A 23285-nucleotide genomic window follows, 5' to 3' on the forward strand; every position below is an offset into this window, starting at 1 on the left:
CCGTGCGCGCTGCGAGCCGTTCCGCCGCGCTCGCGAGGTCCGGGCGCTCCCCGATCAGCAGGAGGTACCGGGGTCTCACTGGACCACCAGGATCGGCGTGTAGAGCCGCACCTGCTCGAAATCGCCGACGACGACCGCGTCGCCCGACTGGACCCAGCTATGGGCCGCGAACGGGTCGAGGCGGACGCCGAGGATCAACGCCACCTGCTGACCACGGCGCCGGCAAAGACGGGCGGCGGCGATGGCGCGCGGCAGACACTGGTCCGCGGCGCGTAACAGCATGCCGCTGGTCGCGAAGGCGCTGGCGATCCGGCCGAGCAGTCCGTCGTTGCCCGGGTCGGCCCGGCCCAAGGGTGCGAGGTCGGTCAGGATGTCCGCAAGCGGTTCCCGCTTCAGTCGCCGCTGCGCCCGCAACTGCCCGACGATCGCGGCAAGCGTGATGGGTATGGACCGGTGTTGCGTGCCGTTCGCCAGGTCGTGCGTCGCGGCGGGATAGCAGGCGGCGGCGGGAGGGCTTCCGGTCCCCGGCTCGGCGACGCCTGCCGCGATCAGCGCGTCGCGTCCGGCAGGATCGATCGCTCCGCCGTCGGCCCAGCGCCGGAAGATCGCGTCCAGTGTTTCCGGCAGGCAGAAATAGCGGTCGCCTACAAGGTCGAGGAAGACCGCCTGACGTGCGCAGACGCACCAGGATATGCCGGCGCGCAGGGTTAGCGACATGTCGAAATCCGTCGCGAAATGGCGCGCGCCGATAACGGCACGCGCCAGGTCCGATCAGTCGTCGGTGAGGCCGACCTTCGGCTGCAGCCCGACCTCGGTGTCGGCGAAGCCGATCGTGCTGCCCTTGGTGTCGACGCTCGCGACGCCGAGCTCGATGGTGTGTGCGGTTTTCATGGCATTCCTCCGTCATGAGAAACGTCATGGCCATGACCGGTACGACTGTAGCGGGTGCCGCAGTTATAAGAACATTATAATCCAATTATAATTCGAATGTTTTCCATGCGTCCCTCAATATACATTCTGGCAACATAGTCGTTCGAGGATACGGACGGCCGGGTGGCCACCATTATGTCCAGGCCTTCCGGCTAAAGGTGGTGGCACACGCTCCAAGGCATGCTTTTTCCCGCCCGGCTTCGCTGCCTGCGCCGGAACGAGAACATCGCGCAGATGGCGAACAACTGACCCGCAGGCGTGGCACCCTGCTGTCGCCGTCCGTTATTCGATGCCCTTGCTTGCTGCGGCAAGCTGGCGTGCGTCGGGCGCTCCCATCGACGGCATGCCGGCGGCAGCGGCCAGCACGATCTCGCGCCGGTCGCCCATGTCGACGCTACGCCCGAACAGGGCGCCGAGCCGGCGCGCGAGCAATTCGGTATCGTCGATGCGAAACCGTCCGGAGACGCGCTCCGTGCCAAGGTCCGGATCGGCCAGGCGGATCGGGCGGGCAGCGCCGCGATTGGCGAGCGCGACCAGTTCGGCGACCGGGGTCGCCTCGAAGTCGCGGACGACGCCGGTCTCGGCCGGCATCGTGGCACTCGTGCGTGGCGTGGGGACCGCCTCCGACTCCGCCATGCCGGCGAACGACACGCTCTCGCCGGCGGCGAGCTTGCGAACCGGTGGCGGGGAAGTGGACTGACGGCGCGGCAGCGCCACGTCGACCGCACCCTGCAACAGCCGCACGTCGACCTTGCCGGAACGCGCCAGCGCCACCTCGAAGATCGTGCCGCGCGCCGTGACGCTTCCGCCGCCGGCATGCACGACGAACGGACGCGGCTCGTGCGCGACCTTGAACCGTGCCTTGCCCCTCTGCAGCTTCAGATCCCTGTGGCCGGCCGCGATGTCCACCTGAAGCGCGGTGTCGCTGGCCAGATGCACGGTGGAACCGTCCGCGAGGCGTACCACGCGCGTCTCGCCCGCAATCGTCGCGATGGTGCGCGCGTCGATCGTCGTCGCGGCCACGGCCTCCCGCCGGTCGGGGCTCACAGCCGTCGGATGCCAGAGCGTCCAGCCGCCGATGCCCAGGGCACCGGCGGCGACCAGGGTCAGCGCCGCGGCGGGGACCTTGCGCCGCCGCGGAGCCGGGGCGGCGGCTGCTGGCGCGACCGGCTCGGCGAGCAGCTTGCCCATCGCAAAGATCTCGGCGGCACGGCTATAGGCGCTGCGATGCTCGGGCGCCTCGGCGAGCCAGGCCTCGAAAGCTTCCCGGCTGGCCTGCGCATCCGGCGCACGCATGCGCGCGAACCAGTGCGCCGCTTGGGCGTCGAGGGCGTCGCCGCCGTTCCCGGGTTCCCGATCGGCGATGTTCATTGCTCGAGGTCCCTGCCGATCCGCAGCACCGCCTCGCCGACATGCCATTCGACGGTGCGGATGCTGATGCCGAGCCGAGTCGCGATCTCCTTGTATCCCAGACCCTCCACCCGGTGCAGCACGAACACTTCGCGTGATCTCGGCGGCAGTGCCTCTACCGCCGCGCGGTAGCGCCTGCGCATCTCGTCGAGCTCTAGCCCGTCTTCCTGCGTCGCGCGCGCCACCGGCGCGTTCGTCTCGTCGATCGGCACATGCGCCGTGCGGTTGGACAGCCGCCGCGAGCGGTCGATCAAAAGGTTGCGCACGATGCGGTTGAGGAACGCCTCGGGCTGGCGGAGCCCGTCGCGGGTGCCCGATCCCAGCAGGCGCGTGAAGGCGTCCTGTACCAGGTCGTTGGCATCGTCGCTCGAGCGCAGCCGCGCGTCGAGCCAGCGGCGCAGGCGCGGCGCCTGCTCGCGATACAGGTCGTCGAAGCGCAGCTGGCCGTTGCCGCCCCCTCCGGGCGACGGGCCAGTGTCGTCGTCGGGCCGCCGCACGCGCTACCGCAAGCAGCTGCCGCCGCGCGGGGCGCGGACAAGGGAAAACGATCGCACGAGAGCCAGTCTCGTGCCGGGCGATGCCTCGGGAATGGCGCCCGGCCGATATGGGCGGGCGTGCTTGATGCCTGGCGGTCAGGTCCGCAGCGGACTGCCGGCATTGCCCCGCTGCAGTCCCGAGTCTGCGTCAGTTCGCAGGTGCTTGCAACACTTGCCTGGAAGGCCTCGGATCGCCGCTCCCCTTGCCGGCCGGGACCGGGCGCCGCTTGTCGGGCGCGCCGCGATGTCCCGCAACCCGGCCGATGGCCGGGTGCTTCGCTGACGCTTCGCCCTGCGGTGCGGGTCACCGCTCCTCGCGCGCCCGTGTGGCGCCGCCGCCGGTCCCTCCTGGCCGGCGTGGAGGAGCAACCTCATGTCACGAGACGACGTCAGCCTGAGAACGGACCTGCGCGCGGTGCTGGCAGCGCTTCGCGAGCTGGCCCCCTTGGAGCGCTCCGTGTTCCAGCTATGTGCTGTCGACGGGCTCGACTACCCGGAGATCGCCGGCCGGCTCGGCATAGGCGTGGCCGAGGTCGAACGACTGCTCGCCTCTGCCTTGCTCGCGATCGACCGCCACCTCGACGACGCATCGCGGGCCCGCAATCCGGTCGATTCCGGCGCAAGGCGCCGCACCAACCGGTTGCATCGCCTCATGCGCTGGCTAGGGTCGCCCTGATGCGCACCGATCTCGATCATCTGCCGCCCGCCAAGCAGCGCGAGCTCGAGCGCGTGGTGCAGATCCTGTTCGAGGAATTCCGTGATGCGACCGCGCTCTCCACCTCGGAATGGAAGCGCCAGGCGCGCATTCTCAAGGTCATCCTCTATGGCAGCTATGCCCGCGGCGGCTAGGTCGACGAGCCGCACACGGCCAAGGGCTACCAGTCCGACTTCGACCTGCTGATCATCGTCAACAACGAGAAGCTGACCGACCGTGCCCAGTACTGGACCACGGCGGAGGAGCGGCTCAACCGCGAGCTGGCGGTGACCAAGACGCTGCGCACGCCGGTCAACTTCATCGTTCACACCCTTCGCGAGGTGAATGACGGACTCGCGCACGGGCGCTACTTCTTCATGGATATCGCGCGTGATGGGATCGCGCTTTACGAGAGTGACAGCACCGAGTTGCATGAGCCGAAGCCGAAGACGCCGCAACAGGCGCTGGCAATGGCGCAGGAATATTTCGCTGAGTGGTTCCCAAGCGGGGCGAGGAAGCTCGACCTAGCCGGAGATGCTAAACGCAAAGGCTATCTAAAGGACGCGGCATTTCTTACACATCAGGCGACAGAGAGTCTCTACCATTGCGTACTGTTGGTGTGCACGTTTTACACGCCGCACGTACACAACCTCGGCTTCCTTCGCACCCAAGCTGAGCGCATCGACCCCCGCCTGATCGATGCTTGGCCACGCGACAATCGCGCTGACCGATCGCGCTTCGAAAAGCTGAAAGAGGCATACGTTAAGGCACGGTACTCAAAGCACTATCGTATCAGCGAAGAGGAGCTGACCTGGCTAGGCGGTCGGGTGGAAGAATTAGGTCGCATCGTACAGGTTATCTGCGAGGAACATCTGGCTGCTCTCGGACGCAGCGCGGCAGCTTAGTAGCTCGGCTTGACACCATCACCCGTGCGGTAACTTTGCGGCCCGATCCCGGACATTCTATTGGGTGAACAAGAGGCTACCCTACTGCTTTTTGAGTAGCGTAAGGCTATCAACAGTTCACTTTTCCACCGGATTTTCGAAAGTAAAATTCAGCGATCACGCTTTCTCCGGATGCGATCCGTATTGACTAGATTGCTGACTGTCAGCTAGGTCATGTTATCCTCGCCATCGAGACGGTTGGCACTCGACTCTCGACTTCCTTCATTCTGTATGCTGCCGATGCACTCGGCCGAAGACGCGAGGCAGCGGATGAGTTTGCACCTCTGGGAATCCGACCTTCAAATATTCAAGCGGAGATGAAGAAGCCGGCGGCCCTCGATCCGATCTGGCTTAGCGGCGAAAGCGGAGAGGGCTTGATCGACCTGCGCCTCCATGCCACCAGGCTGTGCTTCGTCGCCGGCGAGCTCGGCGTTCGATGTGGCGATGAGCGATGGAGCGCAGTCTCCGAGAACCTCCACCTCGCCGCATCGCTGCACAATCTGGAGGCCGACACCGACCTCACCGGAAACAACTACATGTGCCGCACAGCGGCCGAGTATGACGAGGCCCTGTCGACCCTCTCGGAACGCCATCTTGCAGGGATCATCGTCTTCAATCTGTGCTGGAGCGCCTACGAAGGTGGAGTAGAATTGGCATCTGGCCTCGTCCGCGGTCACCAACCGAAAGGCGCGCTCGGGCGGGACATCCTGCGCAGTCGCCACGGAGACGCGCACTTTCCCTACCTCCGGCAATGCTTGTTCGCCTCCATGAACTTCATCCAGCCGGGCAAGTTCGAAATGCCCGAAACACGTGCGATGATCAGGGATGGCAAGCTCGCCGCCGTCGCTGCCGAACTTCTCCGATCATTCCGCAACGACGTGGCTCACGGGTCGTTGCCTCGACCCGAGCCCGAGGATTGGGGCGAGATGTCAAAATACCGGGTCGACGATGATCCGGCGATCCTGAAGTTTCACCACCACGTCCGCCTGCTACTTGTCCTGATTCAGATAATGATACTGCAGACCGATGCGATCCTGACGGAGCTGTCCCAGCTCACGGAGGAGTGGGCTCCAACCAAAGACGTTGTGACGCTACTGCACTGCGCAGAGTGCCAGATCGAAGACGAGGAGGACGCCCCCGAACTGGATCTGGGCCTGCCACGTCTGGCCTTCAGCCGGTTTTGATCCTGTGAGGCAGGAGTTCGACTGAGTTCATCGAGGTGCAATCATCACCACACACGTGGCACGCTGCCAAGGGAAAGCAATCGCACGAGAGCGGGCTTGGAGAGCGCGTTGAAATACTTAGTGTACGGCCCAAGTTTCTGTGAAGAACACTTGGTGACAAATCACAAGCATCCCCATCTTCCGATGGCGGCTGTCAACAGACCAAGAGGAGCAACCGTGGCTGACTGGATTTATGTCGATAATTCGAATGTCTTTATCGAAGGGAAACGGGTTAGTGCTGTCCGGCAGGGAATTGTGCCCAATATCTACGATGCCTTCGAGTACCGCGTCCTCGACAACGATTATCGCATGAGCTTCGGAAAGCTCTACCAGTTTGTGGCCGGCAACAATCGCGCCGACACCGCCCGCGCCATGCTGTTTGGATCGCGCCCGCCCGAAAACGATGCGATCTGGGACATCGCGAAGAAGGCCGGTTGGGAAGTGATCACTCACGACCGAAACTTCGCGAATAAAGAGAAAAAAATCGATACTGGCATTGTGACGGCCGTAATGCGTGACGCATACCGCAACGCACGAGTAGGCGACATTTTCACGATCGTCTCAGGTGACAACGATTACGTCCCGACTATTGAGCAACTCCGAGCTGACGGGTTTCAAGTGGACGTTGTTTTCTGGGAGCACGCTGGCAAGGAGTTACGCAGTGTTGCCAGCAACTTCATCCCGCTCGATCCGCATCTTGACGCTTTGAGAGTTTAGCCGCGAGCGAGAATTATCGCGCCATGCGAGGTGCCGTTTCCCAGCGCAACAGTGTCTGACTACCAACGTCTCGCGACGATTGTGTTAGAGGCGTCTGTCTTGGGACGAGACACGATTTATGCTAAACGCGCTTTTGCCGATAGGCCGGCACTCGGCTGGGAAGGAATTTGCCCGTGCATAACGTGAGTGCCCGTCCATTGAGCGATTCGGCCTTTGACAACGTCGATTTCGACACGACGAAAGCGCAGACCGCCACGCGATCGCATTGCAACCGCTATTATGACGATCGCGCTCAAAAATACGCTGAGCGGACCTTGCCGGCTTCACAGCCCCCGTTGCTCGATGCCTTTATTGCCGGGCTTGAACCCGGTTCACGGGTGCTTGATCTGGGCTGTGGTGCCGGGCGTGACTTGCTGACTTTGCGCAAAGCCGGCTTCGACTGCCTCGGTGTCGATCTATCCGCGCAACTCGCGCGTATCGCGCGTGCGCACACCGAGGCGCCCGTTCTCGACGCCGATATGCGGTCGTTGCACTTCCCAGATGCCTCGTTCGCGGGAATCGTTGCCATTGCCTCGCTGCTGCATCTCTCGCCCGGTGATCAAGCGCTACAGGTGGACAAAATCTTTGGCTGGTTACAGCCGGGCGGTCTATTCTTGGCAACCTTGAAGATCGGCAGCGGCTCCGAAATTACGACCGACGCCCGCGGCTTCACTTATATCGAACCTTTGGCTTGGCTCGCGATGCTCCGTGCCGATGGCTTCGAGATTCTACGCCACCAAGTCACACCCGGCTCCGACAGCGTCTCGTCCTCGGCGCATGATTGGTTGGCGGTCCTGGCCAAGAAGCCTTGACGATGGCGAAGCATCGGCTATCGCTCGCGGCGCTGGTCTGGATGCTGGCCGCTCAGCCCGGGGTGGCCCAGACGATCAATGCCGCTGCTCCGCAAAGCACTGTGGCGGCTACAGCTCCCGCTTCGGACCAATTGATGGGCAAGGACATCGCCCTCATCCTCGGCCAGTTGATCACCGCGCTTATTGCGGGAACGGCGGTCTGGGCGTCGCTGACCAACACCAAGCGGCAGATCGCGTCGGCGAATGAGAATGCCGCCGCGCAACGGTGGCGCGACGCCAATCTCAAGGAGGTCGAGAAGCTCGAGGAACTCGTCCGGACCTTCCACGTCCCCTACTTGGTCCGCTCCGAGGCCAATCACAACATGGCACAGGATCTCCGTGACCGGTTGAACGATCCTACCTATCGGATGCTGATCAAGCTGTTCGATCCGAATTGGCTGACGAACTTGTCTCCTGGCAATCGAACCCTTGTCGACGAGATTTGTGCGACTGGTCTGGCACTTCGCGATTTCATCGAGGAAAACGGCGGCGGCGTGGACGTGGCGCTGACCGAACACTTGGCTCGCGCTTCGACCCATTTTCGGATGCTCTGGCTCGCCCATGAAGGAGAACTCGGCACCGACCCTAAGCCCTTTGAGCGCTATGTTTATCCACGCCAGCTCGACCCCGCGATCAGAACTGATTTGAAACGACTGCTTGACCGGTGCGCCATGTTACGGGCCGAACCTAGCAAAGATCATGGCTTGATCGGTCCGCTGGTCCTGTCGCCCGAAGCCGTGCTGGACCCTTGGCCCGATCCCACGCGCTACGACCCTGTTACCGGCACCTCGGGATCGGCGGCCACAGCTTCAGCGCCAAGCTCTCATTGATGCTCGCTCGGAACCAAGAGCGGCTTCAATGCCCCTATGGTTCGGTCAATTTCGTCTTGGGTCGTTTCGCTCGAAAGACTGAAGCGAAGAGTCGCACGCGCATCATCAAAGCTAATGCCCATTGCCGTCAGTACATGTGACGGTGCGGTGGCGCCGGCAGTGCATGCCGAGCCGGTAGCTACACAGATACCTTGAAGAGCAAGCCGCTCCGTGATGCCCTCAGCGTCAATTCCGGGAAACGTGATCGAACTCGTGTTGGGCAATCGCGCGACCGTCTGAGCATGAATTTTTGCGTCTGCGCGCAATATCAAGAGCCTCGACTCAAGCTGATCCCGCAGCTGAGCCACCTCCCTCATTCTAGCAAGACGCAGCTTGGCCTGGCGCGCCGCGACCGCAAGCCCCGCAGCGCCCGGCACATTGGACGTTCCACCGCGCAGTTGATTCTCCTGTTCACCAGGAATCAGCGTATCTATCGTGACGCCATCACGAAGATACAGACCCCCAATTCCCTTCGGTCCGTGGAATTTATGTGCGGAGAAGGAGACCAGGTCGACTTCCGCCAACGCGGTCGCGAGATCGATCTGAATACGTCCAACCGCCTGAGTGGCGTCGGTATGCAGCAGTGCGGCGGGAGCGATCTCGCGGACAAGTGATGCCAGATCCGAAATGGGCTGTATCGCGCCGGTCTCATTATTGGCGAGCTGGATTGAGACTAGGCGCGTATTCGGTCTGAGCGTGGCTCTTAGAATTTCCCGGTCGATCAGCCCGCTCTCGTTAACAGGCAACACATCGATGTGTTGTCCGCGCGCCTGGGCGGAGCGAACGGCAGCCAGAATTGACGAATGTTCGGTTGCGCAAGTCACAGCATGTGATGCTTGCGGAAGCGCGCCAAACATCACCCAGCTGTTGGCCTCGCTCGCCCCTGAGGTCAGGACAACCCGGTCGCTGTCGGCCGCTCCGCCGAGCAGATCGAGCACTGCTCGGCGCGCATCATCGAGCGGACGCGCAGCGCCTAATAATTCGCCAGCGGCTGATGATGCGTTGAGGAACAAGGTCTCCTCGTAGAAGCGCATCGCGTCTAGCACATCGGCATGGGGCCGGGTGGTCGCATTGTTGTCGAGGTAAGCGTTGATTTGCATGGCGGGATTTAGGCCAGGTCCCGCACCAGTGCCGCGACCAACTGCTCAAGGCGGGCGGTATCGACGAAGGGAACTTGGGCATAGATCGGCGTAGTTCCGCCGCCAATGATCGCTGCGAGATGGCCTTTGCCCAACAAACGCTCAGCGCCGCCATTCTTAATGCCAAGCGAAAGATCCGAAGTACCCGCGCTATCCACCCGCAAAATCAATCGATTCCCAAGATTGCTGCGCAGCTGCATTGGTAAGACGCTGGCATCTGGACGCTGTGCTGCGAAGATCAGATAGATCCCTGCCGCACGGGCTTTGACACCAAGGCGGTTGACCGCCGCTTCCACGCCGGCGCGATAGCTGTCGAGCTGCATCCAGTCGGCAAATTCATCATGGATAAGCCAGATGAGGGGCAATGGTTCGTCTTTGGCCTTGTTGTAGGCGGAAATGTTCGAGACCCGAGCTTCTTTGAACAGCGCGTAGCGACGCTGCATTTCGGCAACCAGTGCGTCGAGCCGGGCCAGCGCTTCGTCTTCTTCATCGATGATAGGGCCATCGAGGTGTGGGAGCGTCTCGAAGGCGAAATAGTCGACGCCTGCCTTGGGGTCGATAAGTATGATGCGCGCCTGATCGGGGCGATTAGTGGCGGCGATGCCCAGAATGATATTCTGAACTAGGATCGACTTGCCGCTGCCGGTGCTACCCGCGACAAGCGTGTGTGGGGCCGGTTCCGGCTCGAGGAACAGCGGGCTGCCGTCATCTTCCCTGACTGCGATCAACAACCTTGCGTTGGCGGCCTCGCGGCCTGTCTCCCAATCTGCCCAGACCTCTGGCAGGCCGAGAGTCATCCGGTGCGGCCGCTTGATCGAGACGACCACAAAGCCCGGTTCGGCGCGCACACCGATCAGTTCGAGGCCATGGGTTGATTCAAGCTCTTCTCGCTTATTCTCGACCTTCGCTACGGTGAGATCGTCCGAGCCACGGAACCGCAGCAGCGCAGCATTCGGGGTCAGAACCTGCTGTTCAAGTCGTGCCGACATGCCATAGCGCAGCAGCGCTGCGCGGCAGCGCTGGGCTGTGTCGTCGAGCCACAGAGTATCACTTTCCTGTGACGGCCGCTCCTGTGCCCAGAGTTCGAGCAATGTCCTGAAGCTCGCGGCGGGTCGCGCCGCTTCGGTCGCGGCCGGACCGGACGTGGCGTCGAGTGCGGCGGACAACGCAGGCGCGTCTTCTGTCTGATCACCGCCATGCGAAGCGGTAGATTCGGTGAGTTCGATGGCTCCTGCCGGCGGGGGCGTGGTTCGGCTCGCCGGCGGTCGGTGTTCGAGAGTCTCGCCGAGCAGCGTTGCCCCGAGCTGCTCGCGAAGCGGTGTGGAGTCGCGATTGTCGGCATAGGTCCGCACAATCTCGCGAACCGTGGCAGGTGCAAAGCGCTCCTGATAGCCCGACTGCGTGCCTTCCACGCCGACCATGTGATCGGCCGAGCCGATCTCGGAATCGCCAAAGCCGTGGCTGAACACATGGCTGTAGCCCGCGACGCGAATAGTGCATTCGCCGTCGCGGATCGCAGTACGCCAGCTGGGATCGAGGCTGGTGCCGTCGCGTTGCGCGTCCTGCAACATCTCAGCAAGCCGGGCGCGCCAGATCGCAGCATCGGCCGGCTCGCCTTCGGCGGACAGCGCCTTCTCGAAGCGACGCAGACTGGCCTTGAGCTGGACTTGGCTGTGATCCGCCTTGTCGCGTAGCTTGGTCGTGGAGACGAACTTGGCTTCGGTGACGATCACGTCGAGGAAACGGTTGCCGTTGGCGTCGATCGAAGGCGCGAGGCATAGCAGATCCGCCATGCGGCCCTCAGCTTGCCCAAGCCAGCTCGCATAGTCATCGAGGAACAACCATGCCCGCGGCCGATCGCCGAGTTCTTGATCAACCAGATACTTGCTGAGCACCACGCCGATCAGCTCACCGGCGCTGGTCCCGCGGCGTGCCGCGCGGAGGACGATGTCGCCCGACACAGAATTCGCCTCGTTGATCATCCTGCCAGCAAGCGCACCGGCTGTCTCGGCATCATAACCGGCATCGACGCCGCGCAGTCGGCTGCTCAAGGTCGCGCGCAGCAGCGTATCGGATGCCTTTGACGAGATGATGAGCGAGCGATTGCTGCCAGCAGCATGCTTGTAGCGAATAACCGAGATGCCGCTGTTGAGAAGCTGCCGTCGATCGAGCAAGTCGTCAAAGTTGACGACCCAGGCTCCGAGGCGATGTGTCTCCTCCAGCACTTGCCGGGTTTCGTCGGATTGCAGCACCGTGCGCCGGTCTGGAATCCGGCAAAAGCCGCGTTCCCGCGCGGCCAACGCCAAGCCAGCGTCTGCAAGGACGGCCAGGGCATCCAGATACTTCCAGCCCGCTGGTGTCTGGGCGGGGCAGGTAAGGTGCAGCACCGCGTCACGATCGAAGCGTCCGATCGCTTTGCGCCGCGACCATTGCGCCGGGTCGATGTCGATCGCCGGTCGCTCGATCCGCGGAACATCTGACCAACCGAGTTCCGCCTGCCGTGAGATCACGTCATGGCAGAAGACGATATCGAAGGGCGGGCCATCGCCGATCTGCGCCGGGCGTTGCTCGTTGACCAGGATGGAGATGCGTAGCCGGGACATGAAGTCGCGTGCGGCTTCACTCGCATGCAATCCGTCTTGCTGGAGTTCGCGCTGGACGAGCTGCTGGTAGAGTGCACGCAGTTGATCGCCATCAGTGTGCCGCAGCACCACCTGGCACATCGCCTCTTCGCCCTCTTTCTCGGCGTCCTTGCGAACCGCATCCACAACCGCCTGTGGCAAAGCGGCCGCGTCACAGTTGAACAGCACGATCGAGAGATTGTCGCGTTCATGCGGCTGGAGCTGGAGATAGACCTGCGCGAGATCCGCGATCTGCCGCGCGGTGGGCAGGACGTTTTCGTTGCTTGGTGCGTCCGCGCCACCGCGCGTCACGGGACGTTCGAGCAGCGAATATCCATGGAGCGTGTCCACCTCGCTGACGAGCGTGGGTTGAGCGCTCGGCCAGGTCATAGTGAGATCGGGCTGGGCGGGATTACGAAGGTTCCGTGATAGCTCGTCAAAGAAGAGCGCCCCGCCGTCGGCAAACTCAGGGGCTTGCGGCGCGAACAGTGCCTCGAGCGCGCGGCGAAACTTCGCGAGTTGGGCGTGCAGCGCCTCGAGGCGCAGTGGATGCCACGGGCACAGGATGACGGATGAGCGACCACTGGTGACGCCTTGGATGGGCGCCACGCCGATTTCAAACAACGGTCGAAGCAGGCTTTCCACAACGATCGGATGACCTGCCAGATGCGCGTAAACCGCCTCGATCACGACGCCATAGGCTTGCGCCTGCTCTGCCAGCGAAGGCGACCGGACACCAAGCGAGGTCCAGTCGGCGAGGGCGCCCTCATAAGCCTGTTCGAAGGTGTCGAATGCACCGGCAAGTCGGTCGGCCGCGTCCATATCGAGCACGCCCGCCTTGCGCGCCTCGCCGAGCGCCCGTCGCCAGTTCTGTGCCAGCGACTCGCAGCGCGAGCTTGCCGGCACAAATGACCCACGATTACGCTGCGCAGCTGGGTCTAGACCGGAAAGGTCGCGCAAGTTGATACCCGCTTGGCTGGCGCGCGTGCGCTGCCGCCGATAGCCTGCTGAGCAGCGTACTAGCGTTGTGCGGGCTTTGTTGTCCTGAAGGCGTTCGAGGTCGCTCGCAAGGCCGATCCCCACCGCATCGAGCGACCCTTCCCACACCAGCCGGACCGATGCGCCGCTGCTGCCCTCTTCCTCTACGCGAACCTTGAAACGCAGCTGCCGCGCCTTGCGCGACGTGCTCTGCGCGCCGCGCCGCCGGGCCGCAATCTCCTCAGCGAAACTGTCGTGGCGAAACGCGAGTACGCGCTTGAAGCTCACTAGGCTCTCCAGCGCCGCCTCTAGTCCGCGATAGCGTGCGGCGAACATCGCACAGATATCTTCGTTGAGCGACAGGAAGGCGCGCTTCTCATCCTCAACCGCTTCCACCACGAGGGTTTGGCGGCCGGGAGCCGCTGGTCGATAGAGCCGACGCACACACTGCAACAACCCGTCGATAAAGTCGGTGCACGGGACTTCGGGGCCAAAAATAAAGCGGTCCCACAGCGCAGCGAGGCGCGGTTCTTGACGAATTTCGACGATGTGATCGCTATAGAATTCCTCGTCGCGTTCGTCCTTGGTCGGATTACGGCCGCGTTCGTCCGCGAGCTCGTCGAGATAGCGCCACTCGCTCGAGGTCAGCCGATCTTCGCGCGCGAGCTTGTAGAAGGCGCGGGTTTCCGTGCCGATCGACTTAGCGTCGGCACGCTGCGCTTCCTCGAAAAAGGGTCGAACATCCGGCCAATCGAGTTCGAATGGCGCGAAGGAGGCGGGACCAATTCCTGGCGGCGCGTCGACATAAGCCGCAAGCACGGCATAGACGTCGCCCGGAAGCGTCGAAGCCATACCATCGAGCTTCTCCCGCAGGCGAGTGGTGGAAAAAGGCGTCTGACTCTGGTCGCGCTTGTAAATGTAGCAATCGCGCTTCCAATGGGCCACGAACCGTGCGCGCCATTGCGAATAATGACCGCGCCGCGCGGGTGAAATATCGTCGAACAGCTGGTCGAAGCGAGGGAGATGCAATTTGGGAAGTGCGCTCCCGAGCGCGGCGGGCAGGGGCGTGCCGGCATGCAGATTTACGGCCACTTCCACCAGATAGTCGGCCAACTGGCGCATCGAGACACGATCGAGTTCGACGAGCGCCTTGATCGCAGCACGCCATTGGATAGCGCGATCCTCATCCACGATCTCGGCAGCGGCGCCGCTATGCCCGAACCATAGGTGGATATGGTCGAGCGACAGCAACGTGCCCGCATCGATCGGATCGACCTGTGACATCGATTGCGCCTGCGACTCATCGAGCAGAACCAGCAGCCGCGCTTCCTTGTCGCACTCTGCATGGCGCAGGTCCGTGGTGGTAACCTCGGTGAGGTTCTCGGGCGCGATCCCCTCGATTTCTGCAAAGGCGTAGGCCGGCAGGCAGATGTCGAGCCGTTGGCACAGACCTTTGTCTTCTTGGATGGCGAGAACGATGGCTGCCATCTCGTCAACTTCGAGGCCGTGCAGCACATAGCGCGCGGTCCCTCGGTCCTGCAGCGCTCGATCGAGACCTGCACGAATGATGTCGCGTCCGACGCGGCCGATCAGGGTCAGGCCATCGATCACGTCAGCGCTCCGCCGAGAAGGGATTTACGACATAGGCGCAGCCGTCCGACAGGCGTTGCAATAACCCCATGCTGGCGAGCCTCGCCTCGAGGCGTGCCCGATTGCGCTCGAACGCCGCCGCATCGAACTCGACCGGATCGAGTGCCATGCGTGCTTCAGTTTCGCCGAACACGAGGCCATATTGCTCATGGAGGTCGGCAAGAAAGCGTTTGAACTCGAGACGCTGAGCAACGCGCGTGATGACGAGCGTCTTGAGCAATGTGTCGTTGGGCGCGTAGCGCGTGCGATTGGTACCACGCGATGAGGCGAGACCGATCTGTCGCGCATAGCTGCTGTGAACGCGGCCAGCGCCCACCTCATGCTTCTCTTCCACCTCGCGGCGCAGATTGGCGATCAGGTCGTGTGGCGCCGTGCCGCGGCCGGCCTTCTCGCGGTAGTGGAAGCGCGCTTCAACCAGGTCCGCCGCGCGATCGGCGCGCTCCTGATCGGAGACGTCGTCGCCCAGCAGGTCCAGCCATTCCGGTTCCTTCTCGAACCGGTCGATCGCCGCATCGAGCGCGCGCAGGGTCAAGCTGTCATTGTCCTGGTAGGAGATGATCGAACGCTGGCGGACGAACTCGCGCCGGGGAGCGATAAGCTCGCAGACCAGGACCGGCCGCACGGGACGACCTGCCAATGCCGCCGCAGTTTCGAGCTGATAAAGAACCACATGAAGCGCGCCGACCGGGACGAGGTGCGCAAATGCGTCTTGCGCGGGAAGTCCGAGCGCGAAAATCGCGAGCCAGTCCTCTGCGAGTCGATCGAAGGCGGGATGTTCTCGGTAGGGGAGATAGGTCTCGCCCTTCTGGTCGCGGTTGAGGTCGTCGTCGCCGGGTGCCGACAGCCGGGCGATCAAGCGGTTCTTGGGCTGCTCGGGATCGAACAGTGCGGCAAACGGTTCGCGAAGCTCGGCGCCGCGCTTGGCGCGGCTCGCCATCATATAGAGGATTTCACCGGTTCGACCGAAATTGGTGAAGTCGGCGCTGATCGCGCCGCTCTTCTCATTGTAGATCGCATCGCTGAAGAGCGCGTCCACACCAAAAGGGAAAATGAATCGGGACGAGCTACGCCGATTTGATTCATTCTCGAGTGTGGTCTGCCGCACCAGGCCCACCAACTCGGCGAAATCGCGAAAGCTGCTGAAACGCTCGCGCAGATAGCTGAAATCGGTGCCGGCGCTCAGACCCTGCATCGTCTCGAGCCATTCCGTCCACTGGCTCTCGCTGTCATCGGAAGCCGCTGCAATGCGTTCCATCTCGTCGTTGCTGAAGAGAATGGCGCGCAGGCCGAGGCGAAAACGCATCTTATAGGGATGCATGGTGTCCGGCGGTCGCGGCGAGAAGGCGGTGTCCGGATCCATGCGGTGAAAGGCTTCGGCCACGTTGAGGAACTCGAGAAACAGTAGCCATGGCGTCTGGCGGGGCCACAGGCGGTGACCAAACAATGCTTCCTCCGCCCAGACCGTACTTTGTCCAGGCGCACCCGAAGCAGTGGCCACATCGGCTCGATTGCCCTGCGCCAAGAAGTTCATAGCCGGATCCCCAGCTGCCGTGTGGCAAGCGCGCCGTCCGCGCCGGTGCTCAGGATGGAAAGCGGTACCGAGCGGCCCTGGTTGATCCGGTAAAAGTCGGACAGCACGCGCGTTTTGAAGGAAATGATATCTTCATAGCATTCCTTCGAGAAACTCGACGGAAGAGCGCCGTGTGCCACCCGCATCAGAAATTCGAACCGCATCAGCGTCAGCGGCAGCGCGGCATCATGGTCTTGGCGCAGATGCACATGCAGCACCGGAACATGCCGATCCGGATCGAAGCTCAAGCGCAGGCCTGAGCCATGAAAATCGAGCTCGATCGGCACGGCGTTGAGATAGAGATCGCTTACCCGAGCTGTCGTGAAATCGAGGCCGGTAGTAAGGTAGAGGCGATCAAGCGCGCCCGCGAGCATGCCGGTCCAGACGCGGTTCAATCCTTGGACCAGTCGCGAAAGCAGCGCCGGGTCGACCGCCCGTCCCGCGCGCAAGGGCGCAAGCAGCTGACTGCGATAGGCGCCGGCCGATTGGAAAACGCTCAACTGCCATGGGTCGAACCGGGGATCGTCTTCGGTCAGCCGGAAAAACAGGCGCCGCCGCTCCGCAACCAATCCGGCATGGAATTCTTCGGCCGCGCCGCGATCGTCTTCCGCTTCCAGATAAGCCTCGCGCAACCGCTCAAATCCCGGATTAATGCCATATTGCGTGTCGCCGGCAAGGAGGCGTTGATGGTGGGGCCGCAGATCGGTGTCGTTCTGGCCGAAGACTAGCAACGTATCGAGTGCATTGCTGGTCTCGAGGCCGATGCGAAAGCCGGTGAGGAAGCGGAACACTGCGAAACGCTCGCGCCGCGCTTCGTTCAAATTGGCTCCGAGCAGATTGTCGTAGATGCATGCGTCATGCTGCCGGCCATCGCGAACCATTTCGCGCAAGACATCTGGGCGCGCCACCCCATCGCCGCCCTTATAGCCAAGCAAGCCATTGACCAGGAGCAGGAGGATTTCCCGGATCGAGACATGAAAACCGTTGCTGTCGCATAGCTCGCCCAACGCGTGCAGCCGCTCGCGAACGCGGGGCTCATGGAGCAACTGGAAGTTCTTGGCGAGCGGCGAGGCGGGGCTGAAGGCCGGATCGCTCGCCTCATCGGTAAAGCACGACCATTCCGAGCGATCGAGCAGACAATCGAGCGCGCGGATGAGAAGCTCGCGTGTCGACATGCGGCTGAGGTTGAGGAAGAGGAGCGCTGCGTCGGGGTGGCTGCGCTGGTCACGCGTCAGCAGCGTCTCGATGAAGGGCTTGAGACGCACATCGGCGGAGGACGGTAGTGAGTCGAATGCTTGGACGAGCTTGCCGTCGTTGGCGGCGAGCACGAAATACTCGCGTGGTTCGGGATCCAGTACCGATTGTGCAAAGCGATCGAGCAGATCGATCTGCTCGGGCATCCAAGGCTGGCCATGTTCGGGCGTGAAGCCACTGAACTCGAAGATGAAGTGAAGCGTGCGCTCACCGGCCGGCGTTGCCAGCACGACGTTGCCATAGTTGCTTCGATCATGCCCCGCCTTGCGACTTTCATCGCCAGTGAGCCGGTGCCAAAGCTCGTTGCACAGGCTGGTCTTCCCATCGCCCGCCGTGCCGGTCAGGATGACATTGGTGAGCTGGCCCTCGTCGGGTGCGATCGCTTGCGCGAGCGACTTCGCCTCGGGGTGCTCGAAGGCGAGCGGTGCGACGCCGTGCGCCTGGGCCTGCCGGGACACGGTTTCGGCATACATGCCATCGATCTTGTTGATCGGACCATAGCTGCGCAGGAACGAGATCCAGCGCTCACCTGGTGTGGCGGGTCCCTGCGGCGAGCTGCTCACAGCTGGCAAATCATGCAGCCGTCCCGCGGCGTCGGTTCGCTCTCCAGCCCACCGAGCACGTCTACAAGCGGTCGCTGGGTTCGCCGTGCGCGCTTGCGCTCCTGGGTACGCTCCCAATTCTCCTCGATTGCCGCCATACGCTCGGGGCGCTCGAGCTGCTCAAGCGGTTCGTCGGTCCAGTAAAAGACCTTGCCGTTGACCCGATTCGGTTTCTCATAAGCTTTGGCCTCTTCGAACAGCTCGGGATAGTGCTGCTTCAGACGCACCCATTCGATCTTCTGCTGATAGAAGCAGAAGAAACAACCCGAACGCGTGCGGCCCCATTGCGTATAAGGGGGCATGCCCAAGCCGGAATCGGTCAGGATGCGCACCACGCCGGCATAGTCGATTCCATCTTCACGGAACGGGAAGACCGCGCGGATATTGGGCTTGTGGCTGATATAGCCCACCCGGTCCTCGTCGGCGCGGATGCCGACATAGTTGATGCAGGGCTCGTCTCCGATATAGGCTTCGAACGGCTTGAGCTTGAGATAGTCGGTGCACCACCGCCGCCGTCCAGAGGGAAGTACCCCACCCTTGGTGCGCAGGATGTCATCGAAACCTTGACGTGTCGTTGTGCGGATCACGCGCTGGCCGAGATAGGACTCGAGCCGCTCGATATAGGCGACGGTGTCAGGCAGCTCCTTCCCCGTGTCATGAAAGATGTATTCCATGTTGGGCACGCGATCGCGCAGATGGATCGCGAGCGCGGTGCTGTCCTTGCCGCCTGACAGGCTGAGAATATGGCGTACCGCCGGGCCGTCCCAATTGATCACGATGTCGATCCTGCCTTTGCCAAATTCTCTACGTCAGCGTCTTCGTCACCAGCGGTCGCCAGGAGCAGGCGCGCGGCCGCAATCCGGCCAATCCGCCCCGTGCGCTCGAGCAATGGCGCAAGTTCGGCCTCGGCGCGTTTGATCGCTGCGTCCTGCTCGGTAGTGGTGCGGAAGATCCGCTCGATCTGGTGTCCATCGGCGCAGGTGACTGCGATCCGGTAGGCGCTGTCGTCATCGCCCTGGCCGGGGAACTGGATCGCCTCCACTTGGCGGAAACGCCGGGCGAAAAAGGAGAGCCGCTGATGGAACTCCTCTTCGTCGTTATCTGTCCAGCGTTCCGGCGGCTTGCGCGCGACAAAGCTGGCGATCGACTCGAGCCAAGCGATGTCGTCGAGCTTTTCGTCGGCGAGCCTAAGCACGAATGCACGCAATTCCGGCTCCACCAGCGCCGGCACGAGGGCACGGCCGCGGAGCAAGACCGGGGGGCGCAGTTTCGCCAGATCCTCATCGGTTTCGAGCGCGGCGCCGAGCGCAGCGGCCAAGCGATCGAGCAAGCGCGGATAGGCGTCCCGCAGCTCGCGGATTGCCGCAGCCATCGCCTTCACATAGCGGTCGACCGCTTCGCTGCCGGGAACCGCCTGCGGACCAATCGCCTCGAGATCAAACGCTTTGGGGAGGTCTGTGAACAACAGGGCACTGGGATCGCGCCCGCTCAACAGGGCGCTCCGCGCAGCGAGCGTCGCCGGCGACAGCCGCCGGGTACGGCGGGAATGATCTGGCAACTGTTTGCCGACAAAGGTCATCAACGGACGCACAATATCGAGCAGCGCGGGTCGTTCGCTCAGCCTGGTCTCGAGCGCGGCACCAAGCTGGACATACAGTTCGGCCCGCACGCCCTCGATCGCACAATGCTGAAACTCGAAATGCTCGGGCTCCTTTGTGATGCGGGTGAACTCGGGACCTCCCACCTGTTCGAGATAGGTACCATCCTCATATACTGCGGTCTCATGCCAGCGCGCGCGCAAATAGATCGCAATCACCAGCGGGATGAGGCCGTCACGCATACCGAAATCCGCGCCGCGCAGACGCGTTGCGAGCACCTCATAGCCGACAGGCTTGTCCGCAGTCTTGAGGATTCGCTTTATTTCGTTGAGGGCCGGGGCGAAGTGAAGCTTGTCCTCCTCGCCCTCGGGAATGCGGATTTCCCAGCGCCCTTGGCGCTGCACGTGAATCCCCCCCTCCTGCAAAACGGAGAGGTAGATGGCGCGCTCGGGCGGGGTGTTCTGGCTCGATAGCCCCAAACCTGGTTGATCGGCGTTGGTGGCGAGCGCTTCGATGAGCAGGCTGCGTGCACGCGCGGCGGCGGTGCTCAAGGTGCGGCGATTGATAAGCTCGTTGCTGACCCGCGGGCACAGCGCGAAAGCGCTGTCGCAGAGATCCGAGAGGTGCGCCACAAAGCTACGCGACGAGGCGAACTGGCGCTCGCCGTCGCGATCGCGCCAGCGAATCCCCGCTGCCGCGCTACCGCGCACATCGAGAAGGCCACCGAGGGTGCGACCGAGCCGCTCTTCCGCTAGCGCAAGCTGTCGCGAAACCTCGGCGCGCGCGATACGGTCGCCGGCCAGCGCTGACACATGGTCGCGCACCCAGCGCCAGGCGAGCACATCGCGCAATAGCGGATCGAGGCCGGCAGTGGGACGCGGCAGGCCTACCACCGTCGTGTCGGGAAGCGTGCAATGCGAAAGCCGGCTCCATGCATCCTCGCGCGCCTGTTCGGTAGCGGACAATAGCAACACGACCCGGCCATCCGGCGCATGGGTACCGGGCTCGATGGCGGCTTGCACCTCATCCTCGAATTGGGCGCTGTCGAGACAAATGAGCTCGAAATGCCGCAGCGCGCCGCGTTCGACATAATGGCGGCGCGCGACAATCGGGTCGGTTCGCACCAGCCGCTTCAGATGATCGAAGGTCTTGTCGATCGGACCAATCGCGCGCTCGGCAGCCGCGAAAGCCTCGTCGAGATCGACACTGGTGTGTGGCCACAGACACAACGCACCAGCTGCCCCACGGTCATAAAGGATATGTGCCTCGTGCGAGAGCCTCGTGATCGCCGTCTTGGTGCGATCGTTCGCTCGCTTGTCCACCCCGGCCACCGCCAGGAGCACGGCCTCACGCGTGGGCGGGAGTGAGGGATCGTCGATCAGGTTGAGCAGCGCCACCGTCTTGAGCACGGCTTCCTCTTCGGGCGCACGCGTTTCGGCCGAGCGCAAGATCTCCTGGATTTGATTCCAGCGGGTGCCATGCGCGCCCGAACCGAGCAGGCTGGCGAAATTGGCCACGAGATAGTCGAAAAAGTTGTGAAGCCGATAGGGTCTGAACGCCTCGATTGGCTGCTGGGCATGCGCCATCAACCCGTATGGCTCGGTCGACGACAAGAAGCTAAAGAGTGACCGCTCATTCTGGCCGAAACGACGCATCGCGCGGCTGATCACGGGGAGCACCGTCGCATCAAGCGGCAGCAGCTCCGGCGCAAGGTCGATCATCGCGGAAGGAATGACGCCGCTTCCATACCAATTCTGGTCTAGTGCGCCCGCCATGGTGCGTTCTGCGGCACGCACGAGCTGGGCAGGACAGGCGTCCACATCCACGTCGAGCGCCGCCGCGATCAGTGTCGCGGCTTGCTCGAGCGGTGGCGAGAACACCACCTCCTCATAGCGGCCCGCAACTTTCTCCCATTCGCGACGATGCGCGCTGGTCAGCTGGCTCGCATAGCCGGCGATTGCTTGGTGAACGATTGCTACCACCATCACCGGCTGCTCGCCGCTGCGTACCGCGAGTTCGGCCAGGTGCTGCAGCAGATAGATATCGTCGGGTTCGGTCTGCGCCGCAGCGAATTCGAGGTTCTTGCCGAGCTCGTCGAGGATCACCAGCAACCCGGCAGCTTGGCCCCCGGCGATCAGCGCCAGGCGCAGTGCTTCGAGTGCCGCCACCACGAGCGGCGGCTCAGGAGCAACATTAAGCGCGGTGTTGAGCGTGCGCGGGATGCGAGTGAAGCACCGTGCCGCGGTGGCGCGCAGCGCGCGCAGTACGCTTTGACCCACCGGTTCGCGCTCACCCACCACCAGCACGGGTTCGAGCCGTTGGGTGGCGCGAAAATCCTGCAATTCGACGGGCAGCAACTTCTTCTCGGCGAGCCCGAGCCGTACGAGCGCCAGCGCGAAGCTCGACTTGCCTGAGCCATAGTCGCCGGTCAGACGCCAGGCGCGTGCGGTCGAGCTGCTGCGAAAGCCATCGGCTAGTCGTTGTGCGGTCGCGCAGACGAACGGTGTCACTACATAGTGGAGGCTGGCATGGGGGTCGGCAAAGTCGCGCTCTATCTGCACCGAGCGCAAGTGATGCGGGCGCACCTGGAGGAGTGCCGCAAAACGCGAGGTTGGCGTGCGGGTCTCGGCGTCAAGCATCAATCAGCTCCACTGCGGGCTGCTGACGAAACAGGTCGCGCAGCAACTGAGTCTCGGTTGGACGTGCGGGCCGGCGCACCATATATTGGTTAAAGCTCTCGATGAGCTCGATCCGCGCACCGCGACCAGCAGCGAGACGCATCACACGCGCCAGCACCTCATCTTCGGGCATTCGGAACACGCGTCCCGGCGCGCCATGGCCGAAAGCAATCGACGAGAGCGGAACCGTCTCTTCGAATTCAAAGGCCTTCCCCCACCAATCATGTAGGCAATAGGCGAACAAGGTATCGCTGATCGTCGGCTTCGCATCGAGATCGAAGGCGAAAACCGGTTCGCGCCGCCCTTGGGCGGTCTCGCGATCACCAGCGCGCACCACCAGACCCAGCGATGACAACGGACTGTCGATCCCTTCCTCTCCGCGCCCGTTACGACCGCGAAGATAGGTGTGCAGCCAGACGTCAAAATGCTGCCGCGCGCTGACGTTGGAAAGCGGCCGGCCGGCGCGCTCGGCTTCGCGCGCGAATGCGATCATGATCTCGGTGGTAGTGAAGAACCGCTCGCTCCACCGGTTGATCAGCAGTTCCCAAGCGAAAAACGGATTCTCGCGCAGCGTTGCGATGTTCCAGTGAAGCAACCAGAGCGTCTGTTCATCTTCGAGGAAGCGGTCATAGCCGCCGGCGCCGAACAAAGCCTTGCCGAGCCCGGTCAGCTCCCATTTGCCATTGTTGCGGGTCGCGACTCCGTAAGCTTCAACCCAGACCCGAAGCGCCTCCACCATGTTCTTGCCGAGCCCAAGCCGGACAACCCCGCGGAGCGGGTCGCTGAAGACGTCGTCGCCTTCCTGAATGGCAAGCGCGGCCTTAGGCAACCAGGCGGTGCGGAGCGCGAAGCTTTGGTGCCCGCCGAACCGAAACGTCTGTGAATCCGCTGCAGCCTTGTTCACCCTTTACCCCTCGTCTCGCGCTTGACCGAACGTAGCAAGCCTCTCGACCTACCTCCACCCTCACCGGTAAATTCCTGT

General features: G+C 62.9%; 16 protein-coding genes and 1 pseudogene. 6 read left to right on the forward strand and 11 right to left on the reverse strand.

Features of this window, described 5'->3' with window-relative positions; all coding sequences use genetic code 11:
* Positions 1-75: 75 nt before the first annotated feature.
* From ACO227_RS03865 to ACO227_RS03880, 4 genes are all read right to left on the reverse strand, one after another.
* Positions 76-717 carry a lasso peptide biosynthesis B2 protein gene (locus tag ACO227_RS03865; RefSeq protein WP_423605442.1) on the reverse strand — a complete coding sequence of 214 codons (642 nt, stop codon included), beginning with the start codon at positions 715-717 and terminating at the stop codon, positions 76-78.
* Between the two features lie 54 nt (positions 718-771).
* Positions 772-891 (reverse strand): hypothetical protein, encoded by a 120-nt coding sequence (locus ACO227_RS03870; RefSeq protein WP_423605444.1) that lies wholly within the window; start codon positions 889-891, stop codon positions 772-774.
* A gap of 321 nt (positions 892-1212) precedes the next feature.
* Positions 1213-2301, reverse strand: coding sequence for a FecR family protein (locus tag ACO227_RS03875; protein ID WP_423605446.1), 1089 nt, complete (start codon positions 2299-2301; stop codon positions 1213-1215).
* Positions 2298-2837, reverse strand: coding sequence for an RNA polymerase sigma factor (locus ACO227_RS03880; RefSeq protein WP_423605447.1), 540 nt, complete (start codon positions 2835-2837; stop codon positions 2298-2300). Before ACO227_RS03880 ends, ACO227_RS03875 begins: the two co-directional genes overlap by 4 nt.
* 412 nt (positions 2838-3249) lie before the next feature.
* On the opposite strand from ACO227_RS03880, the gene ACO227_RS03885 reads away from it, so the two are divergent.
* From ACO227_RS03885 to ACO227_RS03910, 6 genes and pseudogenes are all read left to right on the forward strand, one after another.
* Positions 3250-3552 (forward strand): RNA polymerase sigma factor, encoded by a 303-nt coding sequence (locus tag ACO227_RS03885; protein ID WP_423605449.1) that lies wholly within the window; start codon positions 3250-3252, stop codon positions 3550-3552.
* Positions 3552-4475 (forward strand): annotated as a pseudogene (locus ACO227_RS03890) (HEPN domain-containing protein). Before ACO227_RS03885 ends, ACO227_RS03890 begins: the two are co-directional and overlap by 1 nt.
* Before the next feature lie 356 nt (positions 4476-4831).
* The gene (locus ACO227_RS03895) at positions 4832-5698 is read left to right on the forward strand and encodes a hypothetical protein (RefSeq protein WP_423605450.1); all 867 of its coding nucleotides are present in this window, start codon (positions 4832-4834) and stop codon (positions 5696-5698) included.
* A gap of 216 nt (positions 5699-5914) precedes the next feature.
* Positions 5915-6454: an NYN domain-containing protein gene (locus ACO227_RS03900; protein ID WP_423605452.1), complete on the forward strand. Its 540-nt coding sequence runs from the start codon at positions 5915-5917 to the stop codon at positions 6452-6454.
* Positions 6455-6651: 197 nt separating this feature from the next.
* Entirely contained in the window at positions 6652-7305 is a 654-nt protein-coding gene (locus ACO227_RS03905; RefSeq protein ID WP_423605453.1) for a class I SAM-dependent DNA methyltransferase, read from the forward strand.
* Positions 7306-7307: 2 nt separating this feature from the next.
* Entirely contained in the window at positions 7308-8174 is an 867-nt protein-coding gene (locus tag ACO227_RS03910; protein ID WP_423605455.1) for a hypothetical protein, read from the forward strand.
* Here ACO227_RS03910 and ACO227_RS03915 read toward each other — a convergent pair.
* From ACO227_RS03915 to ACO227_RS03945, 7 genes are read right to left on the reverse strand one after another with little or no spacing between them, the layout of a single operon-like run.
* Positions 8168-9313, reverse strand: coding sequence for a cysteine desulfurase family protein (locus ACO227_RS03915; RefSeq protein WP_423605456.1), 1146 nt, complete (start codon positions 9311-9313; stop codon positions 8168-8170). The genes ACO227_RS03910 and ACO227_RS03915 overlap by 7 nt on opposite strands.
* 8 nt (positions 9314-9321) lie before the next feature.
* Positions 9322-14562, reverse strand: coding sequence for an FtsK/SpoIIIE domain-containing protein (locus ACO227_RS03920; RefSeq protein WP_423605458.1), 5241 nt, complete (start codon positions 14560-14562; stop codon positions 9322-9324).
* 1 nt (position 14563) lies between these two features.
* Entirely contained in the window at positions 14564-16123 is a 1560-nt protein-coding gene (locus tag ACO227_RS03925; RefSeq protein WP_423605459.1) for a hypothetical protein, read from the reverse strand.
* A gap of 5 nt (positions 16124-16128) precedes the next feature.
* A complete protein-coding gene (locus ACO227_RS03930) occupies positions 16129-17988 on the reverse strand; it encodes a hypothetical protein (RefSeq protein ID WP_423605460.1) in 1860 nt (619 codons plus the stop codon).
* On the reverse strand, positions 17985-18803 hold the full coding sequence (locus tag ACO227_RS03935) for a phosphoadenosine phosphosulfate reductase family protein (protein ID WP_423605461.1): 819 nt from the start codon (positions 18801-18803) through the stop codon (positions 17985-17987). Before ACO227_RS03935 ends, ACO227_RS03930 begins: the two co-directional genes overlap by 4 nt.
* Positions 18800-22264: a hypothetical protein gene (locus tag ACO227_RS03940; protein ID WP_423605463.1), complete on the reverse strand. Its 3465-nt coding sequence runs from the start codon at positions 22262-22264 to the stop codon at positions 18800-18802. Before ACO227_RS03940 ends, ACO227_RS03935 begins: the two co-directional genes overlap by 4 nt.
* A complete protein-coding gene (locus ACO227_RS03945; RefSeq protein ID WP_423605465.1) occupies positions 22257-23207 on the reverse strand; it encodes a DUF4007 family protein in 951 nt (316 codons plus the stop codon). Before ACO227_RS03945 ends, ACO227_RS03940 begins: the two co-directional genes overlap by 8 nt.
* Between the last annotated feature and the right edge of the window lie 78 nt (positions 23208-23285).

Origin of the sequence: Sphingomonas sp. MS122, assembly GCF_049532975.1 — a bacterium.
Taxonomy (GTDB): Bacteria; Pseudomonadota; Alphaproteobacteria; order Sphingomonadales; family Sphingomonadaceae; genus Sphingomonas.